This is a genomic window from Pseudanabaena sp. lw0831 (assembly GCF_016584665.1).
Lineage (GTDB): Bacteria > Cyanobacteriota > Cyanobacteriia > Pseudanabaenales > Pseudanabaenaceae > Pseudanabaena.
In genome coordinates this window covers 1-18,799 of record NZ_BBJB01000001.1, presented here as the reverse complement: position 1 = coordinate 18,799, position 18,799 = coordinate 1, and the positions used below count along the sequence as shown (strand labels likewise).

Here is an 18,799-nt window from a genome sequence, read left to right as displayed (position 1 = left end):
CAATAAATTTTTCAAAAGTTTTGCGAAGCAAAACTTTTGAAAAATTTATTGGTTCTTTTAATACTAAAAATCAATAAACAAGCTTGGATCAACATGAAAGAACTCACCAAGTGATTTAGCTTGACTTTTGCTAATAGTTCTTTTGCCATTGACAACTTCAGAAACTACGCCACGAGAGCCAATTAGACCTACAAGGTCAGTTTGTCTTAGTCCTCTCTCTTCCATTAGGTGCAACAAGATCGAGTGAGGAGTTGAAGCCGCTAACTGATAATGTTCATCTTCAAATTTCTCGATCAGCGAAACTAAAAGTCGAAGTATCTGCTCTTTTTCTGGAGACAGATTTTTCTCAGCTAGCAGACTTTCAACAATACCTAAAGCGCGATCGTTTTCGTCTTCAGTAGTAATAACTCGTGGCTGAATATCTACTAATAGCGCTCCATATTCTGATTTATTTAAAGTAAGGGTCATTTTTCCAACTTCCTGAATCATATTCAGTATGTGTTAGGACGTATTTGATATAAACGTCCTGCGTTTTATAGGAAATACTGACTATCAAGCGATATTTATTTCCTTTGATATTGAAAACCGTGAAATTGCCAACAGCATCCGCAGATGGATAGGCAGATTTAACATCATTAATATGCTGCCATTTCGCCTTACGAACAATTCGATACCAATCATCTAAAGCAACTCTGGAGTCACCATAGCGCTCACCAAACTCAAGCAGCGCTTTTCTTGAAATAACGTGCATTTTTTCCTGCCATTCTGTTTCATATGGGTTTCTTGATTGCTCCTTCTTGATTTAGTTGATTAATTTGTTTTAGTTGGTTTAGCTTACTTAGCTGATTAATTTGTTTTAGTTGGTTTAGCTTACTTAGCTGATTAATTTGTTTTAGTTGGTTTAGCTTACTTAGCTGATTAATTTGTTTTAGTTGGTTTAGCTTACTTAGCTGATTAATTTGTTTTAGTTGGTTTAGCTTACTTAGCTGATTAATTTGTTTTAGTTGGTTTAGCTTACTTAGCTGATTAATTTGTTTTAGTTGTGCAAGATGCAATCAATAACCAACATTATGTTCTCAAAACGAGAACTTGTCAAGTAGTATATTTTGATGGTTATCTTTGTGGATTCTTAAGAGTGCTTTTCAAGTGCCAACGCTACAAGCCGATCGCATAATTCTGTAAAAGGAATACCAGAGTATTCCCATAATTTGGGATACATGCTTAGCGAGGTGAACCCTGGGAAAGTATTAATTTCATTGATTAAAACCGTTCCCGTTGCTTCTACATAGAAGAAATCAACTCTGGCTAAACCTGAACCAGCTACAGTTTGAAATGCTTTTACTGCCATTGACTGCACTGCTTGAGTCACGTTGTCAGGCAGCTTACTGGGAATGATCAGATCTGCCATACCAGCAGTGTATTTAGTTTCATAATCGTAGAAATCGCTAGCGAAAGTAATTTCGCCGATCGCAGAAGCTTGGGGTTGTTCATTGCCAAGGACAGCACATTCGATTTCACGGGCAACTACGCCTTGCTCGATGATAATACGCGGATCGTAGCTCGTGGCACTAGCGATCGCTGCTTTTAATTGTTCGCGATCGCGTACTTTGGAAATACCAACTGAGGAGCCAAGGTTAGAAGGCTTCACAAAGCAGGGATAGCCGAGAGTAGCTTCGATATGTTCACTCCATGCTGGCTCATCTTGTTGCCATTGCCAACGATTTAGCGCCACATACTTGACCTGAGGTAAGCCAGCATTTGCAAAGATCGCCTTCATTGCAATCTTATCCATTCCCACCGAAGAGGCAAGCACCCCATTGCCAACATAGGGCTTGTGCATCAACTGTAATAGCCCCTGCACCGTCCCATCTTCACCATTTGGCCCATGTAAGACAGGAAACCACAGATCAACTTGCTGAACTTCTGTTGGCAAGAAAAAGGCTGCGTTGGTTAATAGTTCTGAATCCTGTAAACCTTTACCAGCATCTAAAACTTGTTTTGACACATCGGGGCTGCGCCAAGTGCCATCGCGTTGGATATAGAAAGGCTGAACGTAATAACGAGGATTTTGGCTGAGGGCTGAGGCGATCGCTTTTGCCGATGTAATTGACACATCATGTTCGCCTGACTGTCCACCAAATAACAAACCGACATAAAGAGGAGACTTTGCCGCCAAATCTATCGATATACCAGTCATTAGTAAACATCCTCATCAAATTGATATCAAACTTTTAGTACTGAATACTTTACATCAAAGTTTTGAAGTCTTAACAAACCGTTGCGCTTAATTACAGCAATTAATTGCCTCTATATCGGGATTAAGATTGCTTTGAGAGGGAAAATTCTTTGTATTGAGATATACAGAAACTTCTTTTCTACTCCCCTTAAATAAAAGTTAGTTTTGTATACAGTATACATTTTCAAATTTAACAGGGCAATAATGCTTCATACTTTCCAGAAACAGTTAAATAGAATTCTCCTTATTGCCGTCTCAACAGCATTGCTTGCTGCTTGTAATTCTGCACCTCCAAGTACTACAAGCACTACTTCTGGAGACAAGACTACTGCTCCTACTACTGCATCATCTCCCCAAACTGGTAGTACGGACAAAAAGGAAAAACAAAAGATTCGCGTACAACTGCCATTTTTGAAACAAAGCCTTGATGCACCTCTGATTTGGGCGATCGAAAAAGGTTACTTTGCTGAAGAAGGATTGGATGTCAGTTATGAGCGCGGTTTCGGTAATGCTGACACAATCAGTAAGCTTGGTACTGGCAAGTATGACATGGCTTTTAGCGATGTCTACAATGCCATGGAATTCAATGACAAAAATCCTAATGATAAGATACTTGCCGTAGCATTTTACCAAAATAAAGCTCCTTTCTCCATTGTTACTTTTAAAGCAAATGGAATTAAGACCCCTGCCGATTTGGTTGGCAAAAAACTCGGTGCACCAGCAGGTGATGGACCTCGAAAACTTTTTCCACTTTTTGCCAAAGAAATAAAAATTTCTCCTGATTCGGTAACTTGGGACACGATGGAACCCAAGCTGCGTGAGACATTCTTGTTGCAGGGTAAAGTTGATGCGGTCAGTGGTTTCTACACTTCGGTCATTCCATCTTTGATCAAAGGTGGTAAGACTATGGATGACATCCAAATTTTCTTTTATGACGAATTTGGGCTTGACTTCTATGGCAATGGAATTTTAGTCAAGCAAGACTTCATGAACAAGAATCCTGAAGCAATCAAGTCTTTCCTCAAAGCCTACTTCAAAGGAATGCAGGAGGTCGTCAAAGATCCTAGTGCAGCTCTTGACCTAGTCGTTTCCACCGATCAAAGTAAGTTGATGGATCGCGATGCTGAAAAACTACGTCTGAAATTGGCGATCGAACGGATGTATGTGACTCCAGAAGTCGAAGCGGCTGGCTTCGGTGGTGCGGACATGAAACGTCTAGAAAAGAGTATTAACCAGACAGTTGAAGGTTTTAAATTGAAACCCGCTACTGTGGCTGATGTCTTCACAGATAAGTTCTTGCCTGCGAAAGAACTACGCATGGTTCCACCAACTAGCGATCGCAAGCCTTTGCAGTAAATCGAACCCAAATACATGAAAACGATTGGCTTAGTCAATCGTTTTCATGTACTTGATAATTGGCTTAAAAAAGTCCACACTCAATAAATTGGTACAGAAAAATGGTTCAGCCTGTAACGTCTTCATTTACTGAAACATCCGTTTCTCCTAAACCCATACTAGAATTTGATCGCATCGGCTTAGAATATCCGTTTGAAGAATCGATGCGGACGATCATTCAGGAAATTACTCTTAGCGTGCAACCTGGAGAGTTTGTTACATTTGTTGGTCCTAGTGGATGTGGTAAAACCTCGATTTTGAGAATGGTCTCAGGATTAAGTCCTACCAAAATCGGTGAGCTGCGCTGTCATGGACAAGCCGTAAAAAAGCCGCTCAAGAATGTTGGCATCGCCTTCCAAAATCCTGTATTGATGCCTTGGCGACGCACCATTGATAATGTCTTGCTACCACTAGAAATCGTATCACCCTACAAGCGAGACTTTAAAGTTAATCGCGCTCGCTATCTAGAGATGGCTGAAAAACTATTGAAAGCAGTGGGATTAAAAGATTTTCAGAAGCAGTTCCCTTGGCAGTTATCAGGTGGGATGCGTCAGAGAGCTTCACTTTGCCGATCTCTGATTCACCAACCAGAGATTTTGCTATTAGACGAACCTTTTGGCGCACTTGATGCGTTTACCCGTGAAGAAATGTGGGTGATGCTCCAAAACCTATGGATGGAAGCAAAGTGCGTGGGAATGCTAATCACTCATGATTTACGCGAGGCAGTATTTCTGTCTGACACCGTATATGTAATGAGTCCTAGACCTAGTGAGATTGCTTTCGAACTGAAGATCGATCTACCTCGTCCTAGAACCTTAGAAATGTGTCTTAGTGATGAATTTGCTCATCTCGCCGCCCAGTTGCGTCGTCATATCCATAAGAGTTAGACAAAGAATCTGGCTAAACCAGATTCTTTGTCTTCACAAGTTTTTGCAATTAGTAATGAGGAAAATATATGCAGGGAACTGTTGACAATTCAAGGCGGGTGAATAAAAAGTTTGATTTTGAGGCTTTTCTAAATACAAAAACTGCGACGATTATCTTGCCTGCGATCGCTACGGTTGTACTGTTTGTACTATGGGAATTGGCAGTAATCATATTTAAAATTCAACCTTTTAACTTACCTGCCCCTTCTAAAATTCTCGAAGCGACAATCAAATTTGCACCGCAACTTGCAGAAAACTCTTGGAGAACCGTCTGGACGACCTTTGCGGGTTTCGTGCTTGCCAGTGTAGTTGGCATCATATTGGGATTCCTGATTGGTTATTCCAAATTTATTTATCTAACTTTCTATCCATTACTAGTTGCATTTAATACCATTCCTAAATCAGCCTTAGTTCCCCTACTAGCTGTATGGTTTGGTGCAAACGCTATTCCTGCTATCGTAACTGCATTTGCTCTAGCTTTCTTCCCGATCGCTGTGAACGTAGCGCTAGGACTAGAAACCATCGAACCTGAAATGAAAGATGTTATGCGAGCCTTGGGTGCTTCAGATCTTGAGATATTCATCAAGGTTGGCTGGCCACATACTTTGCCATATGTGTTTGCATCTCTCAAGATAGCCGTTTCTTTTTCCTTTATCGGAGCGGTTATCGCTGAGTCGATCGCATCTAATGCGGGTTTAGGTTATCTAATCGTACAGGCTGCCTCAGACTTTAATGTCCCTCTTGCTTTTTCAGCGCTGATTACACTAGCGATATTAGGTGTAATGCTCTACACCTTATTTGTTGCCATAGAGAAGAAGGTTATTTTCTGGGCAAGATAAATAGTTTTGCAAACAATAAAAAAAGGCTCGCTTAGCGAGCCTTTTTTTATTGTTTGCAAAACTATTTAGGTTTTGGCAACCATGCCCAATGGCAATAGTTTGGGTGTAAATGGTCTTTTGGTTCATGGCTCTCTAGCACATCTTCAGATATTTGGCGATCGCGGTAATCGCTATACTTTTGCTGTTGCTGATCTTGACGAGTAGTTTTCATATTGTCTTCCATAAATTACGATTCATATTTGTATTATAAACTACAATTTAATCCAATATATAAAAAAGTCATCATTTGATGACTTTTTTATATCCTATTTTTGTACATAACAGCTATAGCAGAGAGATTCAAAACAATATAGCTGTCGCTATCCGAGCTAGGGCAAAACCAAAAACAAAAGAGAGAGTGGTAGCGCTTTGCGCTACCACTCTCTCTTTTGGATCTCAAAATGGCATTGCCATTTTGAAAATTGGTATTAGTTAACTAGAAACTAAACTGAGTGCGAATATTACCTACAAATACAGCTGGATTTGTAGAGAAGCTATTTGGATTGAAAATCGCGTAGAACGCAGGCACGATCGCAATATTTTTACTGATTGGATAATAGTAAGAAAGCTCTAACTCGTATTGAGTAGCGCCATCACCACCACCAGAAGAAAGGAAATTGCGTCCACTGCTATAACTATGCGGCACCACAAAAGACAGTACAGCTAATGCACTTTCTTTAAATAGATCGGGGAAAGCTAGACCAAATTGAAATGCATTAACATTAACGCTACCGCCTTGTACCGCAGGGTTTAGAGGTGAAATATTAGTGCTACCGTAGGAATAGCGACCAAATACACCAAAGCCTTTAGAAAGCAACCAGTCAAAGTTCAAGATAATTGTATCGGCTGTGGCATTGTTGATTCCACCACCTTGACCATCATCAGCAACGCCGTATGGAAGAGGTTCGGCAGTTGCACCAGTAATCCGATTATTAGCAGCTCCAACGTTAGTCGTTTTAATATTGGATCGCGTATATAAGAATCGGAAGTTAGCATCTTTGCTTGGCGAATATACTAACTCTGCTGTCAGTGTATTTGTGCCGCCAAACAAACCTTGCTGGGGATTGCTGGAAGTATTGAAGTTAGGATTCGCAGAAGAAAGAAATTCCGTGTTTTCACCAAGATAAGCAGCCGTTAGTCTAAACTGCGGATTAATAGTCCAAATGACAACCGCACCCGAACCGCGATCAACAGCATTTGATAAAGTGCTTCCATTCGAGTTAAAGCTGGTTGTGCCTGTTAGGAAACTAGTAAATCGATTTTGATCAAAATAGCGATAGAAGTTTACACGAGGTCCAATCGCGACATTGACATTACTTGCAACAGGAAAACTATAAAATAATTCACGGATATTGAATTGATTTGCTGTCGGAACTCCTGTCTGATCAAGAAATGGAGTTCCCCAAGAATTGAAGAAACCATTAGAGACAAAGTTATTGGCTGGAGAGTTACCGTTTCCTGTTACCAGTTGAGTTACTAACGCATCTTTGCCAGTAAAGGATGTGGTCAGGTTGAGAAATAGATAGTAACCAAAGGTTACATTAGGGCGCGTTGCCGTGGCAGTTATAGGTCGTCCAGTTATAGGATCGCGTGCACCTGTCTCTCTGATCACATCGCCTGAGGCTGTTGCTCCAGTAACGTTAAAGAAAGCAAGACCACTTAGCTTCGTAGTAGTTGAGAACTGTTGTGCTTCGAGCTTTGCAGTCTTCGCATCAAGAGCATCTACGCGACCTCGAAGAGTAGCTAGTTCAGCCGCAAATTCTTCTTGGAGCTTCTGCAAAGTGGCAAGATCTTCTTTAGAAACCTTATCGGCTAATCCTGCGGAAATAATCTCATTGATCTTATCCAAACAAGCATTCAATCCAGCCGCAAACTCATATCTCGCTAAAGCTTTAGCACCTCGAAAAGTACTGTCTGGATAACCTGCGATACATCCATAACGCTCTACCAAGGATTGTAGCGCCGTAAAAGCCCAATCAGTTGAGCGCACATCAGATAGCTGTGAAACAGATGTTACTTGAGCAACATCCGCAGTCTCAGCAAGTTTATTCACCTCTAAATTGCTAATTGGTGAACCAGTGGACAGATTCTGCTGAAGATTGACAGCATTCTCTTGGCGATCGATTAAGTTACTAATCGATGAAGTAGTCTTTGGAGACGAATTTATTGATAAATTTGTCGTCAATAAATTAGCTGATGAATCCTTAGATAAATTATCTGAAGCTTGAGGCGCAGCCTTTGCGGGTGCGTCGTACAAACTAGAGAGCGCGACAAACATCGCTAGACATGAAAGCGAACTATTGAGAGCCTTAGACATAAATCCTCAAACCAATTACATGAGCGACAGACGGGAAATCGCAGTAATTTGGATACTGTATACAGTATCCAAATTACTGCGATTAAACTTTAGAGTTGCGATCGCTTTCTGTATTGCAGATTACAAAGCCCTTTCGCGAGTTAAAACCCAAATTAAAGAAAGGCGGCGCTTCGCGCCGCCTTTCTTTAATTTGGGTTTTAACTGCCGCGATAGGTGCTGTAAGCCCAAGGTGATACTAGTAAAGGAACGTGGTAGCGATCGCTCTCATCGGCAATGCCAAAGCGCACAGGAACAGTGGTTAAAAAATTAGGCTGTGGTAGGGATGCTCCACAACTTGCAAAATAGTCACTGACATAAAAGCAAATTTCGTAGATACCAGCTTTGATCTCAGTTTCATTTAGTAATAGTTCATCTGTCCTGCCATCTTGGTTGGTATATAGGGTTTTGAGTAAGTTTTTTTGTCCATCATCTGCGATCGTAGATAGGTCAATTTGCATATTTCGGGCAGGGCATCCATTTACCGTATCAAGGACATGAGTTGAGAGTTTTCCAGACATGTTTTTTTAGCAATAAGTACTTGTACTCAACAAAATTACCTAAACCCGTAAAGTTTTGCCCCTGCGGGGCGAAACTTTACGGGTTTAGGATTGTAAGAGTCATTGATTTTCAATGGCTCTTAACAATATTGCACCTTGCAGCTGCATACTGTATACATTAAAGTAATATATTCAAGACTAATCCATAAATTCAAAAGCCCTATTTATGACTGTATCCAATGGGACAAGACGAGTATTTATTTGTGGTTCGGCTCTGCGCGGACAACCTGATCATGGGAATTTACAGGACGCAAAGTTCATCCGTCCTGCACAGACTCAGCCACGTTATCGACTCCATGCTGCAGGTGATGGCTGGCATCCTGCAATCTGTGAAGTAGAGACAGGTGGAATTTCTATACCTGGTGAAGTCTATGAGATGAAAGATGATGAATTTGAATATCTCGCCAGTAATGAACCTCCACATATGTATCCTACGGATGTTTACTTAGAAGATGGAGAAGTTCTCACCGCTTTTTTCTATCCTCAAGAATTAATTAAAAAGTTCAACTGGATTGATATCTCTCACCTCGGCGGTTGGGCCGCCTACAAAGGTACATAGACCTATAAAACCTAAAGAAACAAATCGTCTACTTAGCAGGCGATTTGCTTCTGTGTCTAAATAGTAAAAAGAGCGATCGCCTATTAATTAAAATCAATAGGCGATCGCTCTTTTTTGCTATTTAGAAGTCAAATCAGAAATTAAATCGAAGTAACAATTACGAAACCAAGAACTCCGATGAAAATAACAAGAGCGTAGAATTGTGCTTTGCCATTTTCAAAGTACTTCAGACCTTCGCCACTCACTACAGTCACGAAACCTGCAAGGTTGACCACACCATCGACGATTTTGGCATCGACTTCTAGCACTTGACGTGCTAGACGGCGTGAGCCGATTACGAACACAGCTTCGTAAATTTCGTCAATATACCATTTATTTTTCGAGAGCTTATAGAGAGGCTCGATGGATTTGGCGATCGCACTGGGATCGATTTTCTTTTGCATATACATCAAGATGGCAAGAGAAATCCCAATCAAACCAATACCGATAGAGCTACCACCCATCAACAGAAATTCAGGCGTAAAGCCCTCAACTGGAACTTCGGTGATTTTTTCGGATGGGGCATGGATAAAGTACTCGAAGTAATTGCCTAGTGGTGTACCAACTAGACCAATCAGCATCGAAGGAATTGCCAAAGCCATCAGAGGGAAAGTCATCGTAATTGTTGATTCATGAGGCTTGCTGGCGTGATGAGCCCCATGTCCATCGTCTACTTGAGCTTCTTTTCCAGCAGAGTTTTCGGCTTTGACCATTGCTAATAGCTTCTTGTCAGTACCGCGAAAATCCCCTTCAAAGGTGGTGAAATACATACGGAACATATAGAAAGCTGTGATCCCCGCCGTCGCAAAGCCGATCGCCCAGAGTGCAGGATTGGCTCTAAAGGTGGAAGCGAGAATTTCATCCTTTGACCAGAAGCCAGCGAACGGAGGAATACCACTAATCGCCAGAGTACCAATGAAAAAAGTGATCGCGGTAATTGGCATGTACTTGCGTAAGCCGCCCATCACGCGCATGTCCTGAGCAACATCGGGATCATGTCCCACGACTCCTTCCATGCCATGAATGACGGAACCAGAACCGAGGAACATCATCGCTTTGAAATAAGCATGAGTCATCAGGTGAAATAAGCCTGCACTATAAGCACCTACTCCCATACCCATCACCATGTAACCCAACTGGGATACGGTGGAGTAAGCCAAACCTTTTTTGATGTCATTTTGGGTGATCGCGATGCTTGCACCCAGAAAGGCAGTGAAGGCTCCCGTCCAAGCGATCGTATTCATCACCGCAGGAATTTCCTCGAATACTGGAAACATCCGCGCAATAAGGAATACACCAGCTGCAACCATCGTCGCCGCGTGGATCAAGGCTGAAATCGGTGTGGGACCTTCCATTGCGTCGGGAAGCCACACATGGAGAGGGAATTGGGCTGATTTGGCTGCGGGCCCCATGAATACAAGAATTGCAAAGAGGGTGGCGAGAGCGACACTTATTGCTCCCGACTCAACTAGTTCGCTGAGACGTGCTCCCATTTCGGTGAATTCAAACGTACCTGTTGCCCAATACAGACCAAGTAAACCAAGTAGTAACCCAAAGTCACCAACGCGGTTCGTGACAAATGCTTTTTGGCAAGCATCGGCGGCTCCTTTACGATCGAACCAAAAGCCAATCAGCAAGTAGGAACACATCCCCACTAGTTCCCAGAAAATATAAATCTGTACCAAGTTGGGACTAACGACTAAGCCCAACATGGAGGATGTGAATAAACTCAGGTAAGCATAAAATCTGACATAGCTGGGATCGTGCGCCATGTAGCCATCGGTGTAAATTTGCACCAAAAATGCGACTGTGGTGACGATCACTAGCATAAGAGCAGTGAGGTGATCGATCACAAATCCCATGTTCAGATGAAAGCTACCTGCTTGAGCCCACTCAAAGGTGTAGAGATAAGGATCGTGCCCTTGAATCTGACTCCAGAGTAGGTTGATAGCCATCACCATTGCGCCGCCTGTGGCGGATACGCTGAGGACAGACCAAAGCGATCGCAGTTTGTTGGTGGATTTGTTAAAGGTAATCAGTCCTGTGCCGATGATCAATGCTGCGGCGAGTGGCAGCAAGGGAATCAGCCATGCGTATTGATATGCAAAGTCCATAGGTCGCGTTTGAACGCAAAGTTTATTGTAGAGATCCTTTTAAAGTCAGTTTACTACAGGGCGATCAGGTGCGATGTGTTAACCATGAGCATTGTTACTTAAATAAGCCAAAATTTTAGAAAAATTCAATCCTTGACCAGCCATAGCAATTTCGCTTAGGATTGAGTAAAGGCGGCGCATCGCGCCGCTTTTACTTTTTGAAGTTTAGAGATATTACCTTGACTACTGTTTCGCTATCACAACGCGCTATTCAAATTAAAGAATCACAAATTCGCGAAGCTTCCCGCTATTGTGAAAAGTTTGGGGCAATTAACCTTGCTCAAGGATTACCCGATTTCCCTGCTCCAGAAGCGATCAAAGAATCCGCAAGAGCAGCGATCGCATCGGATTTTAATCAATATGCTGATAGTTGGGGCTGGGACAAGTTGCGCATGGCGATCGCTGCAAAAATGCAACGCGACAACCAAATCACCATTGACCCTGATACAGAAGTCACCGTTTGTTGTGGTGCGACTGAAGGGCTAAATATTGCCCTGATGACACTGATCAATCAAGGCGATCGCGTCTTAATTTTTGAGCCATTTTACGAAAATTACATCCCCAATCTGGCGACTGTTGGCGGTATTCCTGAATTTATTACGCTGCAACCACCTCAATGGGAAATCACCCAAGAAATCCTTGAGCCTGCATTTAAGAAGGGAATTAAAGCTGTAATCATTAATAGTCCAGCCAATCCCACGGGCAAAGTCTGGACGAGGACAGAACTAGAACTAATCGCTAAGCTCTGCCAACAGTATGATGTCTATGCAATTACTGATGAAATTTACGAATACATCATCTATGAAGGCGAACATGTTAGCCTAATGAGCATTGAAGGAATGCGCGATCGCACGATTGTCGTGAATGGATTCTCAAAAACTTTTTGTATCACAGGCTGGCGGCTAGGCTACACCGTCGCAAATCCAGAACTGACGGCAGCGATGCGGCGGATTCATGACTTTATTACGATTTGCGCCCCCGCACCTTTGCAACATGCAGCCTTGACTGCCATGGAGTTTGGACGCGAATATTTCACCAAGTTAGCATTAGATTACAAACGTAAGCGAGATATGCTTTACCCAGCCTTAGTGGAACTAGGGCTATCTCCTGTAATGCCTAGAGGCGCGTATTACATCTGGACTGATAGCTCCGCGATCGCGCCAGATGCAGAAAGTGCAGCTTTTCGCCTCGCCAAAGAAGCCTTAGTTGCTGCTGTCCCAGGTAGTTGTTTTAGTCAACCTGATCGTGACAAGGTAAATGGCTTAAGGTTCTGTTTCGCCAAAAAAGATAGCACAATTGAAGCTGCGGTCGAAAACCTGCGTAAATTCAATCTATAGGATATAGCGATTTTCATTTTGCCTACGGCAAAATGAAAATCGCTATATCCTTAAATTCGGATTACTGGATTTAGCAAAAATAATTAAGTTACACAAGCTTTCGATCAAAAGAACTACAATTAATTTCTTAAAAAGTTTATTGTTTCAGGTTTGATTGCAAAGCGGGGTAAGTCTTGCCAAATACCATTTAATTGTTACATCAGGGAACAAGACCATGCTTGAGAATGTGGCGGATAATGCGATCGCGAAGGCAATTAATCTGCTGCATGATTATCCAGAGTTTATAGATTTACAAACACTGGATATCGCCTTGTTTCAAGACTTGAGAGAAACAATTGGCGACGATTTAATCTTTTCAGACATAGTGACGATCTATCTTAATTCAGCCGAAAATTTGATGGATGAAATTCAGGCTGCTTTTACTGAACAAGATGCTTATAAATTTACAATTGCTTCACATTCTCTAAAATCGACTAGTACCAGCATTGGGGCAACTAGACTGTCTCAAATCAGTAAGTATTTAGAAAAAGTTGGCAAAACAGGAGAAATCACAGTTTCTGCTGATGTTTTAAATCTCCTGAATAATGAATATGATGAGGTAATTAAGGCGATCCAAGCCCTTATCCTTGAGTTTATGGCACAATGATCACACATTAACTAGATTGCTAATCTATGCAAGTTCCTGCGATCGCGATCACGCCATTTTCTCAAAAACTGAAAGCTCCATTTTTAAAACATCAGATTTCGATATTGCAGATCAATTTAGGTAAAATTTGTAATCTTGCTTGTACTCACTGTCATGTCGAAGCTAGTCCGACTCGTACCGAAGAATTAACGCCAGATATTTGCCAACAGTTAATTGAAATCATTCATCGGTTTCCACAGATTCAGACAGTAGATCTGACGGGGGGCGCTCCAGAGATGTTGTATGGATTTCGTGCATTGGTTAAGGCGGCGAGAGAACTTGGCAAAGAAGCGATCGCACGTTCTAATTTGACAATTTATTTTGAAAAGGGATATAGCGATGTACCTGAATTCTTTGCTCAAAATCAAGTGCGTGTTGTCGCTTCTATGCCTTGCTATCTTGAAGACAATGTAGATAAGATGCGAGGCAAAGGTGTATTTGATCAATCAATTCAGGCTTTGCAATGGTTAAATCGCCTTGGCTATGGTTCTGATCCTGACTTAATTTTAGATTTGGTATACAATCCACCACTTCCCAATTCTAATAAATTTGCCCTTGCTCCCAAGCAACAAGGTTTAGAAATAGCTTATAAAACCCATCTGCAAGAGCATTTTGGAATTGTGTTTAATAACTTATTTACAATTGCCAATCTTCCCATTGGCAGAACTAAGTTTCATTTGCGTCATCGCAAATTAGAAGAAGAATATTCGCAGTTTTTAGAATCTCATTTTAATCCTGACACTCTCGATCGCTTAATGTGTCGAAACCAGCTTTCCGTTGATTATCAAGGCAATATCTATGATTGTGATTTTAATCAAATGGAGAATTTGCCAGCGAGATCGCCTAATGGTGAATATCTGACCGTGGCAAAAATTTTAGAACTAGGCTCTTTAGATATCATTCAAAAAATTCAAACCGATGATTATTGCTATGGTTGCACCGCAGGAAGTGGATCTAGCTGCGGTGGGGCATTGCTATGAACTGCTTTCCCCAAAAGCAGTTCTCCGAAAGGGCTATTTGTACCAAGTACATTGCTATATTAGCGATCTCAAAAACCTTAATTTTCAAAAAGCAACCCACGATTGTTTGTGGTGTATAAAAAAAAGAGGCGTGCTTGGCACGCCTCTTTTTTAAGTTGTATATTCAGCGTTGATCTTGACGTAATCGTAGCTGAGGTCACAGCCCCATGCAGTGCCATCGCCATTACCATCACCGACACCAACATTGATAATTACAGTGTCATTTTTGAGATAGTCACTAGCGGCGCTGCGATCGTATTCCTGCGGTGTGCCATCCTTCATCATCACAAAATCACCCAGTTGAATATTCAACAGATCTTGATTGAAATCAACGCCCGATCGCCCTGCGGCGGCGGCAATTCTGCCCCAGTTAGGATCGTTCCCAAAAATTGCGGATTTTACCAGCGATGAACCGACAATGGTCTTGGCGATTTGACGAGCAGCCTCAGTGCTAGATGCACCTGTAACATTAACCTCGATCATGCAGGTTGCCCCTTCACCATCACGGGCGATCTCCTTGGCTAAACTCATACAGACTTCCTTTAGCATGGACTGTAGTTGCTGTGCTGCATCAGAATTTTCATCATCAACAGTTACGCCAGACTGACCATTGCAGAGCGCCAACACCATGTCATTGGTGCTGGTATCTCCATCGACAGTAACTTGGTTGAAACTCGCATCGATAGAACTAGACAACATTTTTTGCCAAAGCTTCGGCTCTACAGCAGCATCACAGGTAACAAAGCCAAGCATCGTCGCCATATTCGGGTGAATCATCCCTGATCCTTTGCAGATGCCGCCAATTCTAACGGGTTTGCCATCGATCGCAGTTTCTAAGGCAATACTTTTGGGCACAGTGTCAGTGGTCATGATCGATCGCGAAGCATCTTCACCACCATCGGGCGAAATTAATGGCACAATTTTGGCAATGCCTGCCCGCATCTTGTCCATCAGCAATTGCTTGCCGATGACACCAGTAGAAGCCACCAAAACGCCGTCTGCGGTATTCAAAGCTTTCTTGACAAGTTCTGCACATTCAACGGCATTGCGCCAGCCCTCTGCGCCTGTGCTGGCATTGGCTTGACCCGCATTGCAAAGGATCGTGCTAACGTAGCCGCCCTTAGCTAATACTTCGCGGTTAAAGTCCACACAGGCGGCTCTGACACAAGACTTGGTAAATACACCTGCGGCGATCGCAGGGACATCGGAGGCGATCAAAGTTAGGTCAGGTGCGCCCGATGGTTTTAGTCCTGCTGTAATCCCTGCGGCTTTATAGCCCTTTGCTGCGGTCACGCCGCCTGTAATTACTTGCCAATTTGCCATGATTTGATTGATTTCCTCAATGAATTAGCTATGGTGCGGCGCTTCGCGCCGCACCATAGCTTAGTGTTTTTAAATTCCTGTAAGTTTGGCGATCGCCCCTTCTAATGAACTTGGTAGCGATCGCAACAACTTACGTTTTTCAAAATCTACAGGTACGAGGGTAACCACTGCTGTTACACATAGATCTGTTTCAGTGCGAATTTGATATTCCCAGTTCAGACGCACTTTATCTGGCACAAGCCTAGTCATCACTAGCACATCATCTCCCATCCGCGCTGAACGGTGATAGCGCAGGTTCATCTCGGCAACGGGTAAGTCCACACCTGCTGAGACTAACTCTTCAAAGCTCATGCCAACAGTTCGCAAGCATTCTACCCGTGCTTCTTCCATCCAAGTTAGATAAGTGCCATGCCACACTACGCCTGCATAGTCGGTGTGATGTGGATAAACACGCACTGCATAGTTAAACCAACCATCACTTTCATTGTCTTCAGTAGGTGGTTCAAATTTGGTAATGACGTTGGTTAAAGTATTGGAAGGCAGATCTGACATAGTGGTAATACCTATAACAAATTGAGAATCACTACAGTAAATTCTCTAGACGACGACGCATCATGGCAATTACGGGATCTTCTACCTCATCCTCATCATCAGATTCTGGTAAATCGCGATCGCTAGACCAATCAGTTTTATCAACATTTTTTTCAGGAGGAACCAACAGCGCATCAGTTGGCACGATGTTTAAGTCATAGCCTGCCTCTTCACAAAATTCTTCTAAATCTTGCTTGTCGATGCGTTCAACTGTAGGCGACAAAAAATCTTGTGCTTCCAATAGACCTGCATAACGAATCGCGTCATCCTCTTGCTCAAAGGCGACAATAATGTTGTTGCCCTCAATTTCTAGAGTATAAATACCTTCGTTATCGGTGTTAGCGTTAAACAGCAATACCCAAACTTGCATAGAAAAAACTCGACCATTCAAAAAGCTCTAATATTGTATAGCAATCAACATTGATTGCGACAATAACTGCTGTAGTAACGAAATATTAATGAACATCTTAGGTGTCAATGCATATCACGGTGATAGTTCTGCAAGCCTAATCCAAAATGGACAAATGGTTGCTGCCATTGAAGAAGAGCGCTTTACCAGAATCAAACATTGGGCAGGATTTCCCTCTGAATCAATTCGTTATTGCTTACAAGTTGGTGGTATTGATGCTACCCAGTTAGATCATGTTGCGGTGTCTTATAACCCCAAAGCTAACTTAAACCGCAAACTATTATTTACATTACAACAACATCCTTCTCTATCTTCATTAATCGATCGCTTCGGCAAACAAAGTAAAAGCTTAGGGATTCGAGATAATTTGGCGATCGCCTGCAATATATTACCTGAGAAAATTAAAGCTGTAATTCACACCCTAGAGCATCATTCCACTCACTTTGCAAGTACATTCTTTGTTTCCCCATATGAAGAAGCCGCCATTCTATCAATCGATGGTATGGGAGATTTTGTCAGTACTCTCTCTGGTATGGGGAATGGAAACCAATTGCAATATTTTGAGCGCACTTATTTTCCCCATTCCTTAGGATATCTCTATAACGCCATTACTCTTTATTTAGGATTTCCTAATTATGGGGATGAGTATAAAGTTATGGGACTTGCTCCCTATGGTGAACCTGCGTATTTAGAAGAATTCCGTCAAATTGTCTATCCTAAAGGAGATGGTCTAGAACTAAATCTTGATTACTTCAATCATCATAAAAAGGGGATATCAATGAATTGGACTGGAGGAAGCCCGACCGTTTTACCATTCCATAGTCAAAAATTAGAAGAACTGTTTGGTGCTCCACGCCATCCTCAAGAGGAGATGACGGAAAAACACCAGAATATTGCGACATCATTACAGGTTGTTACCGAAGAAATCATTTTTCATATCCTCAATCGTTTGTGGGAACGCACCAAAAGCGATAACCTTTGCCTTGCTGGTGGCGTGGCAATGAATTCAGTCGCCAATGGCAAAATCACGCAAAAGACTCCATTTAAGCAGGTATATACCCCCGTTGGGGCTGCTGATAATGGGACTTGCTTTGGTGCAGCTTTTTATGTGTGGCATCAGGTTCTGAAGCAGCCGCGTGATTTTGTACTGGAGCATGGCTATTGGGGTTCAGAATTTAGTGAGGCTGAGTGTCTAGAGGCGATCGCTAAACAGAATTTACGATCGCATTATTTGCCTTTAAGTCAACCAAGCGATCGCCAAGCTATGTTAGAGAAAGTTGTGGACGCGATGTGTGCTGGCAAGGTGATTGGCTGGTATCAGGGTAGGATGGAGTTTGGGGCAAGAGCATTGGGGAATCGGTCTTTGGTTGCCGACCCGCGCCGTCTTGATATGCGAGATATTATCAATCTAAAAATTAAGTTTCGTGAGAAATTTCGACCTTTTGCTCCAAGTATTCTTGAGGAAAAAGTTAGTGAATATTTTGAGATCGATGCGCCTGCCCCGTTTATGGAAAAGGTATTTAAGATCAAATCTGAAAAGCGATCGCAAATCCCTGCGGTGACTCATGTCGATGGAACTGGTCGCTTACAGAGTGTTAGCTATAAAACTAATCCACTGTATTGGGACTTAATTAATACTTTTGCTCAGCGCACTGGTGTACCCATGATTTTAAATACATCTTTAAACGAAAATGAGCCAGTGGTCAGAACTCCCGATGAGGCAATCGCCTGTTTCTTGCGTACTGGTATGGATGCGATCGTGCTTGGTTCATATTATGTCGAACGCCCGAAAGTGTAGTCATGCTTCAGAACCCATTTAAGAATTACTTTCTGCGGTCAAAAGCTCTAAGAGATCCCCCTCAATCCCCCTTGTAAAGGGGGAAGAATTTAATTCTCCCCCCTTTACAAGCTGCCGTGTACACACAAGTCTAATTGTCTACGTTTCGATCTCTTTAAGCCCCCTAAATCCCCCAATTCTGGGGGACTTTGAAAGAATTTTATTTTCTTGTTCCCCCAGAATTGGGGGCTAGGGGGCAGATAATTGTTGACTTAGCTAGGTTTTATGACTTGTGTGTACACCGTAGCCTTTACAAGGGGGGCTGGGGGGGATCTAGCTCAATTCTTAAATAAGTTTCTGATCAGATTGGTATAATGTCTGCGGTTATAATTAAAAAATTTAAAATGACTGTTACCACTTCAGCTCCTAACCCCAAAATTGGATTAGCTTCTCGATTAGTAAATGGCATCTTAGCGATCGCGCCTTTATTCAACATAGCCAAGCAACGCGCTCGCAAAATGATGATCGAACGTGCTGAGTCGATGGGCGTAAACTGGCT

18 protein-coding genes and 1 pseudogene are annotated in these 18,799 nt (G+C 42.3%); 9 read left to right on the top strand and 10 right to left on the bottom strand.

The genetic code is table 11. The features are described from left to right. Positions 1-63 precede the first annotated feature (63 nt). The 3 genes from APA_RS00100 to APA_RS00085 all read right to left on the bottom strand — a co-directional run bounded on the left by APA_RS00100 (position 64) and on the right by APA_RS00085 (position 2,197). Complete coding sequence (locus tag APA_RS00100) at positions 64-468, bottom strand: type II toxin-antitoxin system HigA family antitoxin (protein WP_201320291.1); 405 nt, start codon at positions 466-468, stop codon at positions 64-66. Next, positions 449-751, bottom strand: coding sequence for a type II toxin-antitoxin system HigB family toxin (locus APA_RS00095; RefSeq protein WP_201320290.1), 303 nt, complete (start codon positions 749-751; stop codon positions 449-451). The genes APA_RS00100 and APA_RS00095 overlap by 20 nt, the downstream gene beginning before the upstream one ends. A gap of 378 nt (positions 752-1,129) precedes the next feature. Next, a complete protein-coding gene (locus APA_RS00085; protein WP_201320288.1) occupies positions 1,130-2,197 on the bottom strand; it encodes a D-alanine--D-alanine ligase family protein in 1,068 nt (355 codons plus the stop codon). A gap of 243 nt (positions 2,198-2,440) precedes the next feature. Here APA_RS00085 and APA_RS00080 point away from each other — a divergent pair, with 243 nt between their 5' ends. From APA_RS00080 to APA_RS00070, 3 genes are all read left to right on the top strand, one after another. After that, positions 2,441-3,592 carry an ABC transporter substrate-binding protein gene (locus APA_RS00080; RefSeq protein ID WP_201320287.1) on the top strand — a complete coding sequence of 384 codons (1,152 nt, stop codon included), beginning with the start codon at positions 2,441-2,443 and terminating at the stop codon, positions 3,590-3,592. A gap of 101 nt (positions 3,593-3,693) precedes the next feature. Next, positions 3,694-4,518, top strand: a complete 825-nt coding sequence (locus APA_RS00075; RefSeq protein ID WP_201320286.1) for an ABC transporter ATP-binding protein — start codon at positions 3,694-3,696, stop codon at positions 4,516-4,518. A 68-nt stretch (positions 4,519-4,586) separates the two neighbouring features. Continuing rightward, positions 4,587-5,396, top strand: coding sequence for an ABC transporter permease (locus tag APA_RS00070; RefSeq protein WP_201320285.1), 810 nt, complete (start codon positions 4,587-4,589; stop codon positions 5,394-5,396). Positions 5,397-5,457: 61 nt separating this feature from the next. Here the strand turns inward: APA_RS00070 and APA_RS00065 are convergent, their stop codons facing one another. From APA_RS00065 to uraH, 3 genes are all read right to left on the bottom strand, one after another. Then, positions 5,458-5,607 carry a hypothetical protein gene (locus APA_RS00065; RefSeq protein ID WP_201320284.1) on the bottom strand — a complete coding sequence of 50 codons (150 nt, stop codon included), beginning with the start codon at positions 5,605-5,607 and terminating at the stop codon, positions 5,458-5,460. Positions 5,608-5,871: 264 nt separating this feature from the next. Next, positions 5,872-7,752, bottom strand: a complete 1,881-nt coding sequence (locus APA_RS00060; RefSeq protein ID WP_236579333.1) for an iron uptake porin — start codon at positions 7,750-7,752, stop codon at positions 5,872-5,874. 197 nt (positions 7,753-7,949) lie between these two features. Further along, positions 7,950-8,309 (bottom strand): hydroxyisourate hydrolase, encoded by a 360-nt coding sequence (uraH, locus tag APA_RS00055; RefSeq protein WP_201320283.1) that lies wholly within the window; start codon positions 8,307-8,309, stop codon positions 7,950-7,952. Between the two features lie 205 nt (positions 8,310-8,514). Here uraH and APA_RS00050 point away from each other — a divergent pair, with 205 nt between their 5' ends. Continuing rightward, positions 8,515-8,907 carry a gamma-glutamylcyclotransferase family protein gene (locus APA_RS00050; RefSeq protein ID WP_201320282.1) on the top strand — a complete coding sequence of 131 codons (393 nt, stop codon included), beginning with the start codon at positions 8,515-8,517 and terminating at the stop codon, positions 8,905-8,907. 140 nt (positions 8,908-9,047) lie between these two features. Here the strand turns inward: APA_RS00050 and APA_RS00045 are convergent, their stop codons facing one another. Further along, positions 9,048-11,060, bottom strand: coding sequence for an NAD(P)H-quinone oxidoreductase subunit 5 (locus APA_RS00045; protein WP_201320281.1), 2,013 nt, complete (start codon positions 11,058-11,060; stop codon positions 9,048-9,050). Positions 11,061-11,278: 218 nt separating this feature from the next. Between APA_RS00045 and APA_RS00040 the strand changes: the two genes are divergently transcribed. From APA_RS00040 to arsS, 3 genes are all read left to right on the top strand, one after another. After that, on the top strand, positions 11,279-12,436 hold the full coding sequence (locus APA_RS00040) for a pyridoxal phosphate-dependent aminotransferase (protein ID WP_201320280.1): 1,158 nt from the start codon (positions 11,279-11,281) through the stop codon (positions 12,434-12,436). A gap of 214 nt (positions 12,437-12,650) precedes the next feature. Further along, entirely contained in the window at positions 12,651-13,082 is a 432-nt protein-coding gene (locus tag APA_RS00035; protein ID WP_201320279.1) for an Hpt domain-containing protein, read from the top strand. A gap of 26 nt (positions 13,083-13,108) precedes the next feature. Next, complete coding sequence (gene arsS, locus APA_RS00030) at positions 13,109-14,101, top strand: arsenosugar biosynthesis radical SAM (seleno)protein ArsS (protein ID WP_201320278.1); 993 nt, start codon at positions 13,109-13,111, stop codon at positions 14,099-14,101. Between the two features lie 150 nt (positions 14,102-14,251). Here the strand turns inward: arsS and argJ are convergent, their stop codons facing one another. The 3 genes from argJ to APA_RS00015 all read right to left on the bottom strand — a co-directional run bounded on the left by argJ (position 14,252) and on the right by APA_RS00015 (position 16,424). Beyond that, positions 14,252-15,463, bottom strand: a complete 1,212-nt coding sequence (argJ, locus tag APA_RS00025) for a bifunctional ornithine acetyltransferase/N-acetylglutamate synthase (protein ID WP_201320277.1) — start codon at positions 15,461-15,463, stop codon at positions 14,252-14,254. Between the two features lie 69 nt (positions 15,464-15,532). Continuing rightward, positions 15,533-16,015 carry a thioesterase family protein gene (locus APA_RS00020; protein ID WP_201320276.1) on the bottom strand — a complete coding sequence of 161 codons (483 nt, stop codon included), beginning with the start codon at positions 16,013-16,015 and terminating at the stop codon, positions 15,533-15,535. Positions 16,016-16,046: 31 nt separating this feature from the next. Continuing rightward, positions 16,047-16,424 (bottom strand): DUF3110 domain-containing protein, encoded by a 378-nt coding sequence (locus tag APA_RS00015; RefSeq protein WP_201320275.1) that lies wholly within the window; start codon positions 16,422-16,424, stop codon positions 16,047-16,049. An 88-nt stretch (positions 16,425-16,512) separates the two neighbouring features. Here APA_RS00015 and APA_RS00010 point away from each other — a divergent pair, with 88 nt between their 5' ends. Together APA_RS00010 and APA_RS00005 are read left to right on the top strand one after the other, a co-directional pair. Then, positions 16,513-18,261, top strand: coding sequence for a carbamoyltransferase C-terminal domain-containing protein (locus tag APA_RS00010; RefSeq protein ID WP_201320274.1), 1,749 nt, complete (start codon positions 16,513-16,515; stop codon positions 18,259-18,261). 383 nt (positions 18,262-18,644) lie between these two features. After that, a pseudogene (locus tag APA_RS00005) lies at positions 18,645-18,799 on the top strand (SAM-dependent methyltransferase); the annotation flags it as partial.

Bases quoted from the DNA above. Each gene is read 5' to 3' on its own strand.
- APA_RS00100 (WP_201320291.1), bottom strand. From the start codon at position 468: ATGACCCTTACTTTAAATAAATCAGAATATGGAGCGCTATTAGTAGAT.
- APA_RS00095 (WP_201320290.1), bottom strand. From the start codon at position 751: ATGCACGTTATTTCAAGAAAAGCGCTGCTTGAGTTTGGTGAGCGCTAT.
- APA_RS00085 (WP_201320288.1), bottom strand. From the start codon at position 2,197: ATGACTGGTATATCGATAGATTTGGCGGCAAAGTCTCCTCTTTATGTC.
- APA_RS00080 (WP_201320287.1), top strand. From the start codon at position 2,441: ATGCTTCATACTTTCCAGAAACAGTTAAATAGAATTCTCCTTATTGCC.
- APA_RS00075 (WP_201320286.1), top strand. From the start codon at position 3,694: ATGGTTCAGCCTGTAACGTCTTCATTTACTGAAACATCCGTTTCTCCT.
- APA_RS00070 (WP_201320285.1), top strand. From the start codon at position 4,587: ATGCAGGGAACTGTTGACAATTCAAGGCGGGTGAATAAAAAGTTTGAT.
- APA_RS00065 (WP_201320284.1), bottom strand. From the start codon at position 5,607: ATGAAAACTACTCGTCAAGATCAGCAACAGCAAAAGTATAGCGATTAC.
- APA_RS00060 (WP_236579333.1), bottom strand. From the start codon at position 7,752: ATGTCTAAGGCTCTCAATAGTTCGCTTTCATGTCTAGCGATGTTTGTC.
- uraH (WP_201320283.1), bottom strand. From the start codon at position 8,309: ATGTCTGGAAAACTCTCAACTCATGTCCTTGATACGGTAAATGGATGC.
- APA_RS00050 (WP_201320282.1), top strand. From the start codon at position 8,515: ATGACTGTATCCAATGGGACAAGACGAGTATTTATTTGTGGTTCGGCT.
- APA_RS00045 (WP_201320281.1), bottom strand. From the start codon at position 11,060: ATGGACTTTGCATATCAATACGCATGGCTGATTCCCTTGCTGCCACTC.
- APA_RS00035 (WP_201320279.1), top strand. From the start codon at position 12,651: ATGCTTGAGAATGTGGCGGATAATGCGATCGCGAAGGCAATTAATCTG.
- arsS (WP_201320278.1), top strand. From the start codon at position 13,109: ATGCAAGTTCCTGCGATCGCGATCACGCCATTTTCTCAAAAACTGAAA.
- argJ (WP_201320277.1), bottom strand. From the start codon at position 15,463: ATGGCAAATTGGCAAGTAATTACAGGCGGCGTGACCGCAGCAAAGGGC.
- APA_RS00020 (WP_201320276.1), bottom strand. From the start codon at position 16,015: ATGTCAGATCTGCCTTCCAATACTTTAACCAACGTCATTACCAAATTT.
- APA_RS00015 (WP_201320275.1), bottom strand. From the start codon at position 16,424: ATGCAAGTTTGGGTATTGCTGTTTAACGCTAACACCGATAACGAAGGT.
- APA_RS00010 (WP_201320274.1), top strand. From the start codon at position 16,513: ATGAACATCTTAGGTGTCAATGCATATCACGGTGATAGTTCTGCAAGC.